The organism is Dongia soli (assembly GCF_034044715.1).
In the GTDB taxonomy this organism is placed as follows: Bacteria; Pseudomonadota; Alphaproteobacteria; order Dongiales; family Dongiaceae; genus Dongia_B; species Dongia_B soli.
In genome coordinates this window covers 118720-136630 of record NZ_JAXCLW010000006.1, presented here as the reverse complement: position 1 = coordinate 136630, position 17911 = coordinate 118720, and the positions used below count along the sequence as shown (strand labels likewise).

Below are 17911 nucleotides of genomic sequence, written 5' to 3'. Positions count from 1 at the left end.
TGGCTGTCATGATCGACCGAGCGTAATCCCCTTGCCTGCGGCCGGCGGGACCGGCAGGTGGCGTTGCTCTTCCCATACCTCCTGCAGCTTCGTCTGGACCAGCGGCTGAAAGGACGTGATGCGCCGCTGGTTAAGGTCGAAGCCGATCGCCTTCACTTCATTGGTCGCGGAAACGAAACCCTCGGTGGCGTGCAACAAGGTATGAAACAGGCGGACGCGCTTGGTGTCGTATTCCAGCAATTGCGTGGTTACGCGCACCGGATCGCCCAGCCGAACCTCCCGCACATAATTGACATGGTTTTCCAGCACCACCATTTCGCCGCCCTGGCGGTGTTCCAGGCTGCGGCCGCCATTGACATGATTCCAGAAAGCGCCTGTCGCCTCGTCACAGATCAGCACGTAATAGGCCACGTTCATATGATCGTAGAGATCGATCCAGTCCGGTTTGATGACGGTTTCATAAAGAGCAAGCGGCGCAGCCATGAACCCATATTCCCCTGTTGTCACTCCGGACTTAGTTGTCCCGGTCGCGAGCGTGATGTCATGCGGCAAGCTGCCACAGATCGATTGAAAGCGCGAGAGGCGTCTGACTTTTTAGTGTCATCTTTCATCTGTTGCAGAAACCGCCAGCCGTCGTTACGAAGATCGGCAGCGGTTACGAAGATATGACCATGCGGCGCGGCGATCGCCCATCCTTACCCTGGCTGCCGACCGGCCCTTTGCGCTAGGCTGAAGGCGGAGGTGCCTCTGATGAAGTTGCGGAATCCCTTCGTCCTGTTGGCCGGCGCTGCCCTCGGCTCGTCTTTCGCCTCACGGCTCGATCTGGCGATCATCACCGGGATCACCGCCTTCATGAAACCGATCCGGGCCTGGGCCGCGGCGGAAATCGCCGAGGGCGATCTTGACCGCTGGCATGCGCTGCTCGGCCTCGACAGCGCCTCCGTTCCACAGGAAGCGGATCTCGGCGTTCACCTGACGCCCAAGCATCTCGCAACGCGCTATTTCGGCGACCGCGCCTTGCTGCGGCGCGCCCACCGGGTTGCTGCCCGCGCCACGTTGCGCCGGCTGGTCTGGGAATCCACGCTGTTCAGCCCGGCGGCCGACGCGGCCAATCGCGCGCCGGCCTGGGTCGATCCCAATTGGGCGAAGGATTTGCAGGCGCTGGAAAAGGCCCGGCGCCAGACCCAGCGCGCCTTGCATGGCATGAAGCCGCTGTTCCTCCCCTATGCCAATGCACCCTTCCCCGCAATCGGCGCGCCGCCCGCCAGCATTGCGGCCACGGAACGGGCACTCGCCGGCGTGACACGACGGCCGCGCCTCGATCTCGCCCGCATCACCCCGGGCCTGGAGCGCAGCCTCGCCATTCCCTTGGCTGAGACGGTGACCTATTGGCTGCGCTGGCAGGCCGACAGCAAGGTGACAGCCGGCGCACGCATCACCGAAAGCGTTTCGACAGAAAGCGCCGTGGAAAAGGAAGTCGCCCGGGATATGGCCAGAGGGGATATGGCCAGGTGGGATATGGCCAGGGGGGACGACGACACGGAGGACACCCGCGATATCGGCTATGCGCGTGTCATCGAGCCCGCCCATGCGCCGCCCGGACTGCCTGCCATCGTCATCTGCCATGGCCTCGGCGTCGAATACGAAACCTCCGGCCCGCCCATCGCCTTCGCCCGGAGCCTTGCCCGTCGCGGCCTGCGCATCGTCATGCCGGAAGCGCCCGGCCATGGCCGGCGCCGCCGCAAGGGGCTCTATGGCGGCGAGGCTTTCCTGCGCGGGCAGCCGGTTTCTGGCATCCGTCACCTTTTGCAGGCCAGCGCCGAGGCGGTGGCGATGATCGCCTGGTGCCGCGCCGCCGGCTCGCCGAAAGTGGCGCTCGCCGGCAGCAGCCTCGGCGCCATGACCGCACAGCTCGCAGCAGCACGCGTCATCGAATCGGATCTCGCGATTGCGCGGCCGGATCACCTGCTCCTGGTGACGCCGACGGGCAATCTGGCCGATCTCGCTTTCACCTCCTCCTTGGCGATCGCCGCCGGCCTCGACCGCATGGTGCAGGCGGCCGGCTGGACGCCGGATCTGTTCCAGCGCTGGTCGACCCTGGTGGAACCGCCCGAAGACCCGCCGATCGACCCGGCCGCGATTTCCATGGTCCTCGGCACCAATGACACCGTGACACCCTACGAGGGCGGCCTTGCTTTGACGCAGCGTTGGCAGGTGCCGGAGAAAAACCTGGTCATTGCCGGCCGCGGGCATTTCACCTCGTCGATCGCCATGGCCCTGCCCGGCTCGGCGCTCGACAAGCTGGCGCGCGCCCTGTCCAGCCTCGACTAGCAAGCCACCCCACCTATGACCGGGATCACGGACGGCGCGCCCGCACTCATGGCATGAAAATCCCAGCCCGGCGCCGCGTGAAAACGGCGCGAATCCGAATTGGGCGAATTTGTCGATAATTTTTTGCTGCAGCGCAAAAGAAAATTGCGAAGCGACAGCGGCACCGCTAAGGCGTGCGGGTCGACTGCGTCTCACCTGGTGCTGCACCGGCAGGAAAGCATTTGGACCATCATGTCGAAGCCCGATATCGCGGTTCATCCGCTCGACAACCCAGAGGGCGATATCGAGCCCAGGGCCGATTTCATCGACTTATCTTCCGCCAGGATCAGTCTGGAACCGGGATTGCGCGGCTTCCTCGCTGAGGCGACGGAACGGCGCTGGCAATTGTTTTTCGACTATTGGCACGATCTGGCGACGTCGGTCGGCCGTCTTCCTGGCCGGCGCGAGGTCGATCCGGTTCAGATGCCGCGGAAATTGCTGCCCAACATCTTTCTTACCGATGTGCTCCATGAGGCAGACGGCCGGCCGCGTTTCCGCTTCCGCCTGCTGGGCCAGGAAATCGTCGATTACGAATATACCCGGCCCGGGCAATATCTGGATGAGCTCGTCCTCTGCCCCGAGCAACATGCCCTTTTCGAAGCGCAATATCTCGATTGCCTCAATCTGCATCTGCGCCTGCGGGCCGGCACCTTGCGTTGGCGCAGCGATGTCAAATCCGTCATTGCCTATGACGTCCTGCTGCTCCCGCTCGCCTGCGACGGCCGCGAGGTCAATGCCATGATCGGCCTCGCCATCTATCGGAACTGATCGCTTTTCGATCCAGTTTAATGCGTCAATCCAGTGCGGTCATGCTGCTCCGGGTGACCGGCAGGCGGATGGTGACGACGAGACCACCATGCTGGCGATTTTCAGCGGCTATCCTGCCGCCATGGGCCAATACCGCGCGGCGGGCGATGGCAAGGCCCAAACCGAAACCGACGGAGCGGTGCTCACCCCGCACGAAGGGATCGAAAATGCTCTCCAGCACCCCAGGATCGACACCCGGTCCCTGATCTGCGATGCGGATCACGACCTCCCCCGCCTGCCGGTCGGTTGCTAGCTCGATTGCCACCTGCTGGCCGCGCGTCGAGTGGCGCAAAGCATTGCGGATGATGTTTTCCAGCGCCCGGCGGATCAATTCCGCATTGCCCTGGATAAGCGCATTGCCGTCCTCGGTGACGCTGTCATTCGCCGCGACGGTGATGACGATGCCGGAAACGCCGGCTTCGAATTGCGCATCGCTCACCACCTTGCGCACCAAACCATCCAGATCGAAATAATCGTCAAGCTGCGGCGCCCCGCTCTCGGCCCGGGACAGGGTCAGCACCTCGCCGACCAATTCGTTCAAGCGCCGTGCTTCGGTATCGACCCGTTCCAGCGTCGCCTGCACCCGCTGGGGATTCTGCCGGGCGAGATCGATCGCCACTTGCAGCCGCGCCAGAGGCGAGCGCAATTCGTGAGAGACGTCATGCAGCAATTGCTCGCGCGACGCCACGAGTTGCTGCAGTCTTGCCGCCATGATGTCGAAATCATGGGCGAGATCGGCCAGCTCGTCGCGGCGGCCGCCCATTTCCGGCTGTAATCTAGTGCCGAGATCGCCCTGCGCCAGTTTTTCGAACCCGCCGCGCAGGCGCTGGATCGGCCGCGTCAGATACCAGGCCAGGCCAGCGGCGAAAACCAGGCCGCCGAGCAGGCCAAGCAGAATGACATTGCGCGGCAGGTCCAGCGGCCCGCGCGGTTTCAGCCGCGCGCGCAAGATGCCGAGATCGTAATCGAGACGATAGCCCATTCCGTCGGCGCCCTGCACGGCCGCGACGATATGACTGCCCGCCTCGCCGCCGCCCATCGCATTGCCTGCGTCCGCGGCGATGTCCGGAACGCCCGTCTCGATCCTCAGCGCCTGGCGGTCATCGGGCGACCAAGTCGCCAACACGTCCTGCGAGGCCTTGCCGCCGCCGTAGCGAATCGCCACCGCCAGGATCGACACCTGCTGGCGTATGCGGTCTTCGGCGCGGTCCAGCCGTGACGGGGCAGAATTATAGACGGTGAAAACCGCCCAGGTGCCTTCCATGATGGCAAAGAAGGTGATCCAGAAACCGATCAGGATCTTCCAGAACAGGCGGCGCTTCAGCATGCGCTGCGTCTCAAGCTTCTGACGCCTGGCGGGTCAGGCGATAGCCGATGCCCCGCACGGTAGCGATCTGTATGCCCTCGCTGGCTGCCTGGCTGAGCTTCTGCCGCAGATTGCTCATATGCACATCGACGCTACGGTCATAGGCTTCGCGCGGGCGGCCGAGCGCGCGTTCCGATAATTCATCCTTGGTGAGTACCGCATCGCCAGCCCGTAGCAGCAGTTCCAGCATGTTGAATTCCGAAACCGTGAGATCGATCTTCTGCCCGTCCCAGGTCACGTCCCGCTGGGCTGGGGAGAGGACCAGCTTGCCTTCGCGCAGCACCGCGTCGCTGGCTGCTGCCGGCTTCACCCCTTCCGAGGAACGGCGCAGCACGGCGCGCAGCCGCGCCACCAGCTCGCGCGGATAGCAGGGCTTCGGGACGTAATCGTCGGCGCCCATTTCCAAACCGACGACCCGGTCGATATTGTCGCCCTTGGCGGTCAGCATGATGATCGGGACGCGACTGTGCTGGCGGATGCGGCGCAGCGCCTCGATACCGTTCAGCCTGGGTAGCATGACATCCAGGATGACGGCATCGTATTGGCCTGACAGGGCCGCCTCGACCCCCGCCTCGCCATGATGCACGACCGAGGTCTCGAAACCCTCGGCCCCGAGATATTCGGTCAGCAGTGCGCTCAATTCGGCATCGTCATCGACTAACAGGATATGCACGGTCTTCGGCCCTTTCTCCGTCGCCTCATACATACATCGCTTTGCCGCGCTTGCGATGGGGTGAGGCGCCGCTTTACAGAAGTTTTACACTTCCCTGGCGTCTTGCTTACCATTGCAGCCTTAAATTGCGCCGGTTTCACCAATAAATATAAACCGTTATAAGGCGGCGGCCGAATAGGCCGGCATTGGTGGCGATTTTTCAGTGAAAGACTATGAAGAATAAAAAAAGAGTCCTGCGTTATGCCCTGGCGGTAGCTGTGTTGGCTCTGGTCGGCTGGGGTGTGAAGGTCTTCGCCTTTCCCACCGAATCGACCCCGAACTATCTGACCGCAGATGTCGTCAAAGGCGATATCGAACAGACCGTCCTGGCGACCGGCACGCTGGAAGCCCGCAACCAGGTCAGCGTCGGCGCCCAGGTTTCCGGCCAGATCAAAACCCTGAAAGTTGCCCTCGGTGACCATGTAAAAGCCGGCCAGCTCATCGCCGAGATCGATCCCCGCACCCAACAGAACGCCTTGCGCGACGCCCAGGCAGAGTTGCTGAATGTGAAGGCCCAGCGGCAGCAACGCCAGGCGACGCTCAAACAGGCGACGCTGCAATTCAAGCGTCAGCAAACCCTGCTCCAGGCCGATGCCGCCTCACGCGAGGATTACGAAACCGCCGAAGCGACCCTGACCGCGACCAAGGCGGAGATCGCCGCGCTGGATGCCCAGATCGAGCAGGGCACCATCGCCGTCGATACGGCGAAGGTCAATCTCGGCTATACCCAGATCATCGCGCCGATGGACGGCACCGTCGTCTATCTCGCCGTCAAGGAAGGCCAGACGGTCAACGCGGCGCAGACCACCCCTACCATCATCATGCTGGCGCAGCTCGACACCATGACGATCAAGGCGCAGATTTCCGAAGCCGATGTGGTGCGCGTGCAACCCGGCCAGCCGGTCTATTTCACCATCCTGGGCGAGCCGGATCACCGCTATGAAGCGAAACTGCGGGCGATCGAGCCGGCGCCGGAATCGATCAGCGAGAGCGACACCTCCTCCAGCGCCAAGAGCAGCTCCTCCAGCAGCACCGCGACCAATGCGGCGATCTACTATAACGGCCTGTTCGACGTCCCCAATCCAGAAGGCAAGCTGCGCATCTCGATGACCGCGCAGGTCTCCATCGTGCTCGCCGAAGCCAAGGATACTGTGACGGTCCCGATGGCCGCACTCGGCACCAAGCATAAGGATGGCACCTATACCGTGCGTCTGCTCGGCGCCGACGGCAAGGTGACGCCGCGCAAGGTGAAGACCGGCATCAACGACACCGTCAACGTCCAGATCCTCGACGGCCTGCAGCCGGGCGAGCGCGTCATCATCGGCGAAAGCACGCCGGGGGCCGCCGCCCAGCAACCGCAACGCCGTCCGCGTATGCGGCTGTAAGGAAGCCTGTCATGCAACGCGATACGCCAACCACTATCACCAATCATTGCAGGACGTCGGCCACAAACCAGCTTGTCACCCTCGGACTTGATCCGGATCCACCGGAGAGACTGATGAAAGACATTCCTTTGGCATCGGTTCATCATCCCTATCTCGCCCCCTGGCCGGCCTCTACCGTGGACCCTCGGATCAAGTCCGGGGGTGACAAGCTGGTTCGTTGCGAGCGCCGTGCGAAAAAAAGCGCAAGAGGTGTTCGCTGGCTGGAAACGTCACGCTCGATTGTCATCCTCGGGCTTGACCCGAGGATCCATCGCGGCGACAGCACAGGCATATGCCAGCCAGAAAGCTGGACCATATGAGCAACCGCCTTCCCGCTCATGACACTGCGAAGACACCGGCGACGACGCGCCCACTGCTGGAGCTGCGCGACCTGCGCCGGGAATTTCCGGCGGGCGAGGACACCATTGCCGTCCTGAAGGATGTCAACCTCACCATCGAGGCAGGCGAGATGGTGGCCATTGTCGGCGCCTCCGGTTCCGGTAAATCGACGCTGATGAACATTCTCGGCTGCCTCGACCGGCCAACCTCGGGCATCTACCGCGTTGCCGGCCGCGCGACCGGCGAGCTGGGCCCGGACGAGCTGGCGGAGCTGCGGCGCGAGCATTTCGGCTTCATCTTCCAACGCTATCATCTGCTCTCGGACCTGACCGCCATCGGCAATGTCGAAACCCCGGCGATCTATGCCGGCAAGGACCGGCCGAGCCGCCGCGAACGCGCAACCGCTTTGCTCAGCCGCCTCGGCCTTGCCGACCGCCTGACGCATCGCCCCGGACAGCTTTCCGGCGGCCAGCAGCAGCGCGTCTCCATTGCCCGTGCCTTGATGAATGGCGGCCAGGTGATCCTGGCCGACGAGCCGACCGGCGCGCTCGATACGCATAGCGGCCAGGAAGTGATCGCCATCCTCAAGGAACTGCATGCCGGGGGGCATACTGTCATCATCGTAACCCATGACATGCAGGTCGCCGAACATGCCGAGCGCATCATCGAGATCAGCGACGGCCTGATCGTCGGCGACCGGCGCAAGGAAGTGGAAATCGCCGCCGGAACACCAGCCAAACCGGCAAAGCCGTCCAGCCGGCGCATCGGCGCCCTGTGGGACCGCTTCACGGAAGCCAGCCACATGGCGGTGCTGGCCATGGCCTCGCACCGGCTGCGCACCTTCCTCACCATGCTCGGCATCATCATCGGCATCGCCGCCGTCATCTCGGTTGTGGCGCTCGGCACCGGCTCGCAGCAGCGTATCCTGGAAAGCATTTCCTCGATTGGTACCAACACCCTGGACATCTTCCCCGGCAGTGATTTCGGCGACGAGAAATCCGCCACCATCCAGACCCTCCTGCCGCGCGATGCCGATGCCCTCGCCCGCCTGCCCTTCGTCGACAGCGTGACGCCCATTGTCACCAGTTCCAGCACCCTGCGCTTCGGCAATGTCGCCGTCAGCGGCATGATCAACGGCGTCGGCGATCAGTTTTTCCAGGTGCGCGGCATGGACATGGCTAGTGGCCGTGCCTTCGACGAGGACGGCGTGCGCAGCCTGACCCAGGACGTGGTGATCGACCAGAACACCCGCAAGAAACTGTTCGGCGAAACCGGCGAGCTTAGCGCCAATCCGATCGGCCAGGTGATCCTGCTCGGCAATGTGCCCTGTCGGGTGGTCGGTATCGTTGCCGACAAGCAAAGCGCCATCGGCAACAGCGAAAACCTGATGGCCTATATCCCCTATACGACGGCGATGAGCCGCATCCTCGGCCAGTCCTATCTGAAGCGCATCACCGTGCGGATCAATGACGATGTGGCGCCCGAAGCGGCCCAGCAGGGGATCGAGAAGCTGCTGCAGCAGCGCCACGGCATCAAGGATTTCTACGTCTTCAACACATCCAGCATCCGCGAGACGATCCAGAGCACCACCGCCACCATGACCCTGCTGATCTCGGCGATCGCCGTTATCTCGCTGGTGGTGGGCGGCATCGGCGTGATGAACATCATGCTGGTCTCGGTCACCGAGCGCACCAAGGAGATCGGCGTGCGCATGGCGGTCGGCGCGCGGCGCAGCGATATCATGCAGCAATTCCTGATCGAAGCGACCCTGATCTGCCTGATCGGCGGCACGCTGGGCATTCTGGCGGCGTTTGGCATCGGCTATGGCTTTGCCAAGTTCAGCACCGATTTCGTCCTGGTCTTTTCAGATGTCTCGATCATCGCCGCCTTCCTCACCTCGACGCTGATCGGCATCACCTTCGGCTTCCTGCCGGCCCGCAACGCCGCCCGGCTCGACCCGGTCGAAGCCCTGGCACGTGACTGAGGGAGCCGCGAGAGACTGACCATGAAGAAACATCTGCGTTATAGCGGCCTGATCGCCTCGCTCCTGCTCCTTGCCGGATGCGGCCTCTTGCAAACCGACTACCAGCAGCCTCAGGTCAACATGCCCGGCCAGTGGACTCAGCAGGCGCCCGGTGTTACCGAGACCGGCGTGACCAAAGCCAGCCTCACCGGCGGCGACATCCGTTCAATGCCGCTCAACGATCATTGGTGGCGCAATTTCAACGACCCGACCTTGAATGCGCTGGTGGAGAAGGCTCTGGCGAGAAATAACGATCTCGCTGCCGCAACGATCCGCGTGCGCCAGGCGCAATTGCAAGTTGGCCTGGCGGAGAACGATCTTTTCCCCGTGCTGAGCGCCGATGGCAGCGCCGAGCGCACCTCGCATCTCAGCAAGCCGACCCATACGGATTGGTCCTATGCAGCTTCCGGCAATGTCAGCTACGAGCTCGACCTCTGGGGCCGCATCAGCAGCCTGCGCGACGCCGCCGATTGGGAGGCCCAGGCAACCGAGGAAGATCGCGAGAGCACGGCGCTGACCTTGATCGGCACCACCGTCGATCTCTACTGGCAGATCGGCTTCCTCAATGAACGCATCGTCCTCAGCGAAGAGAGCATCGCCTATGCCCAGAAGACCTTCGACCTCGTCAAGGTGCAATATGGCGCCGGTGGTGTTTCCTCGCTGGAGATGAAGCAGGCAGAACAGAATCTTGCCGCGCAGCAGGCCGCCCATACGCAGCTGATCCAGCAGCGTGTCGAGGCCTATAATGCGCTGGCCATCCTGTTCGACGGCCCGCCCAATGTGATCGAGGCCAATCCGCAGAGCCTGCCGAAGAATGCGCTGCCCCCGGTCGAGGCCGGCATCCCGGCCGATCTCCTGGCGCGCCGCCCCGATATCAAGGCGGCGGAATTGCGCTTGCGTGAGACCCTGTCGGATGCCGATGCGACGAAGCTCAGCTATCTGCCGACCATCTCGCTGACCGGCTCACTCGGCAGCAGCAGCATCGCCCTGACCGATATCATGAAGAACCCGATCGGTGCCTTGGGTGCCGGCATCACCCTGCCCTTCCTCGAAATCAATAAGATGCTCCTCGACATCAAAGTATCGAAGGAAGAATTCAAGGCTGCCGTCGTCACCTATCGCCAGGCGCTCTACAGTGCCCTCGGCGATGTCGAGAATGCCCTCTCGGCGCGCGCCCAATTCGCTGCCCAGGGCGAGAAGCTGCAAGAGGCGCTGGCTGCCGCAAGGGAAACCGAAAGATTGTATGAACTGCGCTACCGCGCCGGCGCCGTCCCGTTGAAGGATTGGCTGGATTCCCAGGAATCGCGCCGCGCCGCGGAAGTCGCCGTGGCGGAGAACTACTACAACCGCCTGGTCAACCATGTGACCCTCTACCAGGCCCTGGGCGGCGACACCAAACTGCCGGACACGCTCGCTTCGGCGCAGTGACAGCCATTCAAGCGACGTTCTTCAGCCGCAACCATGAACCCTCGGGTCAAGTCCGAGGGTGACAACCTTGTTGGTGGTTGGTGCGGTGCGATGATTATTGGCGATGTTATCCGACGATGTTGCCGTCCATCGCAGGGCATCGACAACACAGACGCTTGTCATCCTCGGACTTGATCCGAGGGTCCATGGCGAGGGCCGGGCAAGCTGTCTGATAAGCGTGGCAGAAGCGATATGCGCCTAAGCCTTCTCCAGCAGGTTATGCGCCTTGTGCCAGTCCTCCAACGACTGGCTGGGATAGGTATCGGACTTCTCGTCGCCCTTGCCGATCTGCGGCTTGACCCAATTCGCCTTGGAACCCAGCATCATATGGACGGTCTCCGGCGGTTCCGGCAGGTCGCTGTCGATGGCGCTGGCAAAGGGATGGATGAGGTCCGGCCATTGTGGATCCCAGACCCAAAGCGCGGTGCCGCAATGCTTGCAAAAACGCCGTTGGCCGGAACTCTTCTCTCCGTTAATGACCGCGTGGAAAACCGAGATATGTTCCTCGCCCTTCACTTTCAGCGTCGAAGCTTTGGCGCCGAGATTGATCGCATAGCCACCGCCACCGGCGGTCTTGCGGCAAATGGAGCAATAGCATCGTAGAAAGGGCACCGGGGCATAAGCCTTGACGGTAAATTTGACGGCCCCGCAATAACACGAACCTTCGAGCTTCATGATCACCTCTCCTGACGCCCGCGCCTGTCCTATGACCACCGCGTCTACGGTTTCGGTTGTTCGATGCCCTCGATTTTTATGGCATCGACCTTTTCGTTGTAGAAGGCGATGCGATCCTTGATGCGATAGGCTTCCTGGAGGGGATCGGGATAATACCAGGCGAGATCGCCATAATCCTTACCGTTGACGACGACGCGATGATAGCTGGCGATACCCTTATACGGGCAACGGCTATGCGTCTCGCTGGATTGCAAGACGCTCGGCCTTACGTCTTCGCGGGGCAGGTAATACCGAACAGGCACGCCGGTTTCGAACAGGAAGATGGCATTGGTCGACGTCGCCACCATTTCGCCCCCGATGATCACCTCGACACGCCGTCTGCTGGCGATGGCATCGACACGTTTATAGGGATTGCGTGGATGTACGAAAACCTCTTCGTCTTCCTCATACCAGTGATCGACCTTGTTCCAATAAAAGGCGACATATTCCGACAGGCTTTCAGCGGTGGGGCCTTGGGGTGGCTCATAACCGGGCGCAGTTGCTACAGGCCTCGGATAGCCCCAGACCGCATCCTCGATCTTCCGCGCGCCCAGAATAAGGTGCCAATAGGCCGCCTCTCCTTTATAAGGGCAGTGAGTTGTCCGTGAGGATTCTTCCAGAAGATCGAAGCGCACGTCGGCCCGGGGAAAATAGTAGACCGGCAAATGTCCGCTTTCGATGAGGATCATGCCGCGGATCGTGTCGGCGACGACTGTCTTTTCCACTTCCACGCGCAATCGGCGTGGCGTCGGCTCGAACAGGATCGTTTTGACCCTCTCCGGCGCCATGGTGCCATTTGCCATGACCTGCCTCCTTAATCGTAAACGACGATCTTAAGTCTGGAGGCAGCAGGCCACCACCGATTTTTACTTTCGCGCGGATAGCTTACGCGCGGCCACCCTTCCGTCCCGCTTCTACCGCACGGTTGCGGTCCCGGGCAAAATTCCCGCCGCTTTCACGCCCCCCTTTGCGCCCTTCAGCGGCCGCGCGTTGCGGATCGTTCTTGAAATTGCCGCCGCTGGCGCTGCCGCCCTTGCTGGCAATCTCACGCCGCTTATCCGCATCCATCGCGGCAAATCCCCTTTTCTCTTGAGTCATAGCGATGCTCCTCCTTGCGATCATCACGCCGCTGGATCTTAGTAACCAACTATCGTCGGCTGCGTTCCGCTTGGGGAATGAAAAGCAAAGCGACTCCGAACATAAATTTGTGATCCGGAACCTCACACGGGTGTGACGCTCCCTGGCCGGGAACTTTCGCTGATAGGGAGCTGTTGCGCTCAAGAGTTAACAGAGAAAGGACAGGCAGACAGTCATCGCTCCTCTGCCTGCGAACAGAATGACCGAACAGCTTCAAAGACTTTATCGAGCGGTTCACGAAGTGTCGGCGCTTCATACCGGGGAAGGACATGGCGGCCGCGACGGGAAAACTGCCTCTACCAGACCTCTGCAGCGGGACGCGACCGGCGCCGGCAAGTCGAGGATTGCGCTGAACGACACGAAGACAGCGAAATTGCTTCGGAAAGGGCGCCTGAAAGTGGCGCAGAAGGTTGGGGAGGAGGCGGTCGAAGTGGTGATCGCCGCTATCGGCGAGGATCGTGAGGCTGTCGTCTGCGAAAGCGCCGATTTACTTTATCACCTGGTCGTTCTCTGGAACGAGACCGGGGTCACGCCTGACGACGTCTGGAATGAAATGCGACGCCGCGAGAAGGCGCGCGGCTTGGCCGAGAAACTCTAAGAAAGGATCTGGCATGAGCGAGGGCAAGACGACGACCGATCACGACGTCATCCGCTCCTGGGTGGAAGAACGCAAGGGCCGACCGTCCCGCTTGGCGGCGACTGCGGACAAACAAGGCGGCGGGCTGTTGAGGATCGATTTCGGCGAACCTGAGGAAGGTCTCGAAGAAATCAGCTGGGACGACTTCTTCCGCACGTTCGATAAGAACAGGCTCAATTTTCTCTATCAGGAAAAGACGGCCGACGGCAAATTGAGCCGTTTCCATAAGTTCATCGACAAGTAACGCGGCTAGCGTGTCTCGGTCCAGGTCGGCCAGAGCTTCACGACATCCGCAGACAGATCGACGTCATTCGTCTTCCCCGACGAAACCACAACGAAAGTGGCGAGAACGCCGGTGGCAGTCTTCGTCGCCGATGCACTGTCCATCAAGAAGGTGGTGCCGATCGTCGTCTCGGCGATCGTCTTGGTATTCGCAGCCGGCTCGGACGCCGCTAGGGGGAGCTGGGTCCAGACGTACCAGAAGCCGGCCGCCATGCTCTCAAAGCGGAAATCACCTTTCGCATCGCAGACCGTTTTACGCAGGCCGTCGGTCACCGCGGCCTTGACCTGCTGGGCGAGATCAAGCGGGCGACCTGATTGGACTTGATTGATCAGCGGCGCGGTACGGCGGTTAAAACGGATGGCCACGACCTCGCTCTTACCATCGCATTGGCGCAGCGCCCCACTACCGGTACGAAAAGAGGCATGGCCCTGGACTTCCTTGCCGTCGGCGTCTCTATCGTCCCACGACGCAGTCGACATCTGCAAATGTGCCGGCACATCGGCCTCCGCCGTAGCTGCGACTAAACAGCCCAATACCAGGCCGAAGGCCAGACGCGCCATATTCGCTGCCCGCTGGTTCACGGCACGCTGGGTATCCGCCTGCCCGCCCTTCCGTACTTCGCTTCGCTTCATGATGATTCCGCCCAAACCTGTAACGCCCGCATCATTAATCACTGGGGCTATTTTTGGCGAGGGGGAATTAAGCAACCATTAGCGAAGCGAAGCACTAATTCCGCAAGAATCGAACTTACTTTCCACAGGGGCGAACCAAAAAACAAGGCGGCGGGAAATTCCCCGCCGCCTCTTCAATGGACGATCGTATCGCCCGATGACGCAGTGCCTTTAATCGGCAGCTGTCTTATAAGCCGGCATGGCCTTCAGTTCGTCAGACGAGATATTCACGCTCGCCGTGGCCTTGCCGTCCTTTTCTGACAGCTTGAGATCCTTCCAGCCCAACCGGACCGGATGTGAGCCGACGCCCAGGATACCGCCGACATCGACCACGACGCCTTCGGCCCGACCGTTTTCGCCCATCAGCACTTCACTGACCTTTCCGACGGAATTGTTCTGCGCATCCGTCACCTTGAGGCCGATGATCTGGCTGGCATTCAGCGTGCCATCGGTATTCTTCATCGCGGTTGCTGCGCCTTTCGACACATCGGTCGTGGCATCGTTGGTCTTGGTTTCATTCGCAGCACTGGGCTGCTGATCGGCCGGCACTGCCGGTGCCGTTGCTGCCGGCGCCTGCGTTGCCGGTTGGTTCGTATCATTGGTGCTCTGCGCCATTGCCGGTGTCACCGCCAACATACAAGCAACCACACCGCTCATTAACAGTTCGCGTTTCATGTCGCTCTCCTTATTCCCTCCAGAAAAACTCGCTTGGGGCGTGTCGATGGACCGGAACCGGCCGATCGGAACGTGCTGACGGGCCTGCTCCCCATCGACCACCCCATGTTGACCAAACCGCCTACGCGCGCCGGGGTTCCATGCCTCACAAGGTTGTCAATCACAGGAACTTTTCGCTGTGCGGTGGTCGAACACCGTCCAGGCGGAGCGGGCTAGTTTTACGCTGGTCCATCAATTAACCTGGAAGACGCATAGCCAAGGGGGACAGTCATGATAAAGACGACCTGCCGCAGCGCATCACGGCGTATGGCAATCGCCAAGCATCATTCGCACTTACGCTTGAAGACGTGCACACCCCTCATCGTCGCTTTGCTGTTTCTGGCGGGATGCGCCGAGTTGTTGCGTGACCCGGCCCCACCCACCGGAATGCCGATACAGCCCGATGGCTTCGATCACGTGCGCTATTATCCGATTGGCGGCGAACTCGATAAACCGAGCAGCGAGATCCCCCTCGCGCTCGATCGGGCCTATTTGAATGAGACACCGGACAATTACGAATTCAGCCCGGATGGCGTGCCGATCTACAATTACCTCGCAGTATCCGGCGGGGGATCGGATGGGGCTTTCGGCGCCGGCCTGTTGAACGGCTGGAGCAAACATGGCGGCCGGCCGCAATTCAAGATTGTCACCGGTGTCAGCACCGGCTCGCTGATCGCGCCCTTTGCGTTTCTCGGTCCCGATTACGATGAGCAACTGAAGAAAGCCTATACCACCATCTCGGCGGAGCATATCGCGATCGCGCATGATCTTTTTGCCCTGATCTGGGCGGAATCGCTCAGCGACAACAAACCTTTCCAGGAACTTGTTTCCGGTTTCGTCGATGACAAAATGCTGGATCGCATCGCCGCCGAACATGCCAAAGGCCGACGCCTTCTCGTCCTCACCACCGATCTCGATCGCGAACAGCCGGTGATCTGGGATATGGGCGCCATCGCCAGCAGCAAGTCGAAGGATCGGCTGAAGCTTTTCCGCAACGTCCTCATTGCTTCCGCCTCCATTCCCACCATTTTCCCGCCGGTCATGCTCAAGGTCACAATCGACGGCAAGCAGCGCGACGAAATGCATGTCGATGGCGGCGTCTTCGCCCAATCCTTCTTCGTCGGCAACCAGATCAACATCAAGGAGATCGTGCACGAGGCGCATCCAGATTGGCAGAAGCCGGCAGTGCAGCGCCTCTATGTCATCCGCAACGGTTGGATCACGCCGAAGCCCGAGATTGTCAAGCGATCGCTTGCCGATATCTCGATGCATTCGATCAATACGCTGCTGAAGGTTTCGGGCATAAACGACCTCTATCGTCTCTATGTCGGCGATCTCGGTGGCGAGCTGGAACTGCGCTACATCGCCATTCCCAAAACCTATGTCCCCTTGACGATGGAACAGTTCAACCAGCAGGAAATGATCCGCGAATTCAATTTCGGGGAAAAAATGGCGATGGGTGGAATCCAGTGGCGTCGCCTGCCGCCCGGCTATCGACCGTAGCGATCGCTAATTCCAGGACACGCACATGCTAATCACGCATTCCGTCTTGCCATGGCCAGCTTGTTGCGCCATTTGCGCCAGGTATGCATGGGAATACCGGCCACCAGCACCAGAAAGCCCTAGAACACTGTTCCCGGCGTGAACCGTAAAGCGCCCAGAGCGTGAAAATAAAGGCGATGATGGCGATGATCGCCAACAATACCGCACTCGGCGGAAAGACAGCGCGACGATCCACGATGAGCTGCAACAGGCCGGATGCACAGAAAACATAGGGAACCAGCGCCGTATTGTCCCGACCTGGATGATCACCTGGAAGGCATCGACCAGCCCGCCACGAAAATTCATCACGATCAGCAGGGAGACCGGGCTGCTGGAGACGATCAATGCGCTGCCCGGCACGCCATGGTCGTTGAGCCTGCCGAGGGATTCCGGCATTAGCCCGTCGCGGGCCGCCGTCATCGGAATCTATCGCTGCATCAAGAACCAGCCGTTCAAGGCGCCGATGCTAGGTACTAATCGGCACAATTTTCCGCCACGCCGATGCTGAAGGATTTGATCGCACCATTGGACTGCGCGACGAAGGGGTCGATTTCGCTGACCTCACACCTTTGCAATCCCGCAGCCTAGAGAAAATCTCCGGCTGCGGCGACCGTCACCCCGGCTTTGCCCTGTGATTGGTCCTGCGACTGGTCCTGCCCCATCGCTCCGCCTAGCCATAGATTCGCAAAGATCGCTGTGATGACGATGCTCACGATCATCAGTCGCAAACCCTTGCCCATAGCGGTCCCCTCGCTAAGCCCGGCGAGCCCAGCTTGGGACAACCGTAGCGGGCTTCACAACCAATGGCGGGCAAGCACCGGAACTCAGCGCAGCGCTTTCTCCATCGTCATCTCGTAGGGCTGGAAACCGGCATACCGATAGGCGGCGATAGCCGCGACATTGTTGGACAACAAGCCGATCCGCAGCCTGGCCATGCCCCGATCGCGCATATGCGCCGCTGCCGCGTCCAACAACCGCGTCGCGACGCGCTGCCCTCGCCAGTCGGGCAGGACGAAAATGTCCGAAATGTACCCATAGACCGTCGAATCCGCCGTTTCGACCATCCACTCCATGCGTTCGATCCAACCGGCAACGAAACCGGCAAAAGCATTATCGGCTTCCGCGATCAGGCAAAGACCGTTTTGCTCGCTTACCTGCTGCAGCATCCAGCGAAGATACCGGTCAACGAATGTCTCTGCGGGCAATCGTGTGTCATGTAGTAATCGTTCGTATTCTTGCAACGCGACCAGAGCGACGCGCAGGTTTTCATGGTCCGTTGCGATCGCCGGTCTCATGGTGATAGCTGGCATTGTTTGTTCGGCCATTGTCCGCTTCCTCGATCTCGCCATTTCGACGTAACTCTGTCGGGTTCGCTCAGGTTGTATGAAGCGTCGCCGTACAAAAAGCGCCGGCAATCATAGGCATTCTCGCTGCTTGTCATCAATCTCCTGTTGCGCATGTTTGATACTCTTCATCAAACAGAAGAAACCCATCTCTGACTGCATCTATTTTTCTCCCCCGTATGAGGGAACAATCAATAGAGATGGCAGTTGAGGGCGTAGTGGTTCTTTCTCAAAGCGCCACTTTCCGCGAAATCCAGACGATCAAAGGTGGCTTTCCATGAAAGCGTCAAAGACGTCAGCAAAGACCAAAAATGCAAAGCGAACCGGAGGGCGCCAAACGAGCCAGTCTTCGGCAACCACAG

The 17911-nt window shown here is 60.9% G+C and carries 20 protein-coding genes; 9 read left to right on the top strand and 11 right to left on the bottom strand.

Annotation, left to right across the window (positions count from 1 at the left end):
• Positions 1-6: 6 nt before the first annotated feature.
• On the bottom strand, positions 7-483 hold the full coding sequence (locus SMD27_RS18560; protein WP_320509926.1) for a thioesterase family protein: 477 nt from the start codon (positions 481-483) through the stop codon (positions 7-9).
• Positions 484-750: 267 nt separating this feature from the next.
• Between SMD27_RS18560 and SMD27_RS18555 the strand changes: the two genes are divergently transcribed.
• On the top strand, positions 751-2331 hold the full coding sequence (locus SMD27_RS18555) for an alpha/beta hydrolase (RefSeq protein ID WP_320509925.1): 1581 nt from the start codon (positions 751-753) through the stop codon (positions 2329-2331).
• Positions 2332-2562: 231 nt separating this feature from the next.
• A complete protein-coding gene (locus SMD27_RS18550; protein ID WP_320509924.1) occupies positions 2563-3138 on the top strand; it encodes a PAS domain-containing protein in 576 nt (191 codons plus the stop codon).
• Between the two features lie 25 nt (positions 3139-3163).
• On the opposite strand, the gene SMD27_RS18545 is transcribed toward SMD27_RS18550, so the two are convergent.
• Together SMD27_RS18545 and SMD27_RS18540 are read right to left on the bottom strand one after the other, a co-directional pair.
• The gene (locus SMD27_RS18545; RefSeq protein ID WP_320509923.1) at positions 3164-4504 is read right to left on the bottom strand and encodes a HAMP domain-containing sensor histidine kinase; all 1341 of its coding nucleotides are present in this window, start codon (positions 4502-4504) and stop codon (positions 3164-3166) included.
• Positions 4505-4514: 10 nt separating this feature from the next.
• Positions 4515-5249, bottom strand: a complete 735-nt coding sequence (locus tag SMD27_RS18540) for a response regulator transcription factor (protein WP_320509922.1) — start codon at positions 5247-5249, stop codon at positions 4515-4517.
• A 179-nt stretch (positions 5250-5428) separates the two neighbouring features.
• On the opposite strand from SMD27_RS18540, the gene macA reads away from it, so the two are divergent.
• Genes macA through SMD27_RS18520 form a run of 4 tightly spaced genes read left to right on the top strand, consistent with a single transcriptional unit; the run spans position 5429 to position 10469 of the window.
• Positions 5429-6640 (top strand): macrolide transporter subunit MacA, encoded by a 1212-nt coding sequence (gene macA, locus SMD27_RS18535; protein ID WP_320509921.1) that lies wholly within the window; start codon positions 5429-5431, stop codon positions 6638-6640.
• A gap of 11 nt (positions 6641-6651) precedes the next feature.
• Positions 6652-6999, top strand: coding sequence for a hypothetical protein (locus tag SMD27_RS18530; RefSeq protein ID WP_320509920.1), 348 nt, complete (start codon positions 6652-6654; stop codon positions 6997-6999).
• Positions 6996-9002, top strand: coding sequence for a MacB family efflux pump subunit (locus SMD27_RS18525; protein WP_320509919.1), 2007 nt, complete (start codon positions 6996-6998; stop codon positions 9000-9002). The genes SMD27_RS18530 and SMD27_RS18525 overlap by 4 nt, the downstream gene beginning before the upstream one ends.
• A gap of 21 nt (positions 9003-9023) precedes the next feature.
• A complete protein-coding gene (locus tag SMD27_RS18520; RefSeq protein ID WP_320509918.1) occupies positions 9024-10469 on the top strand; it encodes an efflux transporter outer membrane subunit in 1446 nt (481 codons plus the stop codon).
• Positions 10470-10706: 237 nt separating this feature from the next.
• Here SMD27_RS18520 and SMD27_RS18515 read toward each other — a convergent pair whose 3' ends face one another.
• The 3 genes from SMD27_RS18515 to SMD27_RS18505 all read right to left on the bottom strand — a co-directional run bounded on the left by SMD27_RS18515 (position 10707) and on the right by SMD27_RS18505 (position 12320).
• Positions 10707-11183 carry a GFA family protein gene (locus SMD27_RS18515; protein WP_320509917.1) on the bottom strand — a complete coding sequence of 159 codons (477 nt, stop codon included), beginning with the start codon at positions 11181-11183 and terminating at the stop codon, positions 10707-10709.
• A 44-nt stretch (positions 11184-11227) separates the two neighbouring features.
• Positions 11228-12025, bottom strand: coding sequence for a DUF427 domain-containing protein (locus SMD27_RS18510; protein WP_320509916.1), 798 nt, complete (start codon positions 12023-12025; stop codon positions 11228-11230).
• An 82-nt stretch (positions 12026-12107) separates the two neighbouring features.
• Positions 12108-12320 (bottom strand): con-10 family general stress protein, encoded by a 213-nt coding sequence (locus SMD27_RS18505; protein WP_320509915.1) that lies wholly within the window; start codon positions 12318-12320, stop codon positions 12108-12110.
• A 238-nt stretch (positions 12321-12558) separates the two neighbouring features.
• On the opposite strand from SMD27_RS18505, the gene hisE reads away from it, so the two are divergent.
• Positions 12559-12957 carry a phosphoribosyl-ATP diphosphatase gene (hisE, locus tag SMD27_RS18500; protein WP_320509914.1) on the top strand — a complete coding sequence of 133 codons (399 nt, stop codon included), beginning with the start codon at positions 12559-12561 and terminating at the stop codon, positions 12955-12957.
• Between the two features lie 13 nt (positions 12958-12970).
• The gene (locus SMD27_RS18495) at positions 12971-13240 is read left to right on the top strand and encodes a hypothetical protein (RefSeq protein ID WP_320509913.1); all 270 of its coding nucleotides are present in this window, start codon (positions 12971-12973) and stop codon (positions 13238-13240) included.
• Positions 13241-13245: 5 nt separating this feature from the next.
• Here the strand turns inward: SMD27_RS18495 and SMD27_RS18490 are convergent, their stop codons facing one another.
• The gene (locus SMD27_RS18490) at positions 13246-13911 is read right to left on the bottom strand and encodes a hypothetical protein (RefSeq protein ID WP_320509912.1); all 666 of its coding nucleotides are present in this window, start codon (positions 13909-13911) and stop codon (positions 13246-13248) included.
• Between the two features lie 210 nt (positions 13912-14121).
• Positions 14122-14625, bottom strand: a complete 504-nt coding sequence (locus tag SMD27_RS18485) for a PRC-barrel domain-containing protein (protein ID WP_320509911.1) — start codon at positions 14623-14625, stop codon at positions 14122-14124.
• 270 nt (positions 14626-14895) lie between these two features.
• Between SMD27_RS18485 and SMD27_RS18480 the strand changes: the two genes are divergently transcribed.
• Entirely contained in the window at positions 14896-16167 is a 1272-nt protein-coding gene (locus SMD27_RS18480; RefSeq protein ID WP_320509910.1) for a patatin-like phospholipase family protein, read from the top strand.
• A gap of 6 nt (positions 16168-16173) precedes the next feature.
• On the opposite strand, the gene SMD27_RS18475 is transcribed toward SMD27_RS18480, so the two are convergent.
• The 3 genes from SMD27_RS18475 to SMD27_RS18465 all read right to left on the bottom strand — a co-directional run bounded on the left by SMD27_RS18475 (position 16174) and on the right by SMD27_RS18465 (position 17531).
• Positions 16174-16626, bottom strand: a complete 453-nt coding sequence (locus SMD27_RS18475) for a hypothetical protein (RefSeq protein ID WP_320509909.1) — start codon at positions 16624-16626, stop codon at positions 16174-16176.
• Positions 16627-16790: 164 nt separating this feature from the next.
• A complete protein-coding gene (locus SMD27_RS18470; RefSeq protein WP_320509908.1) occupies positions 16791-16946 on the bottom strand; it encodes a hypothetical protein in 156 nt (51 codons plus the stop codon).
• An 84-nt stretch (positions 16947-17030) separates the two neighbouring features.
• Positions 17031-17531 (bottom strand): GNAT family N-acetyltransferase, encoded by a 501-nt coding sequence (locus tag SMD27_RS18465; protein WP_320509907.1) that lies wholly within the window; start codon positions 17529-17531, stop codon positions 17031-17033.
• Positions 17532-17911 lie beyond the last annotated feature (380 nt).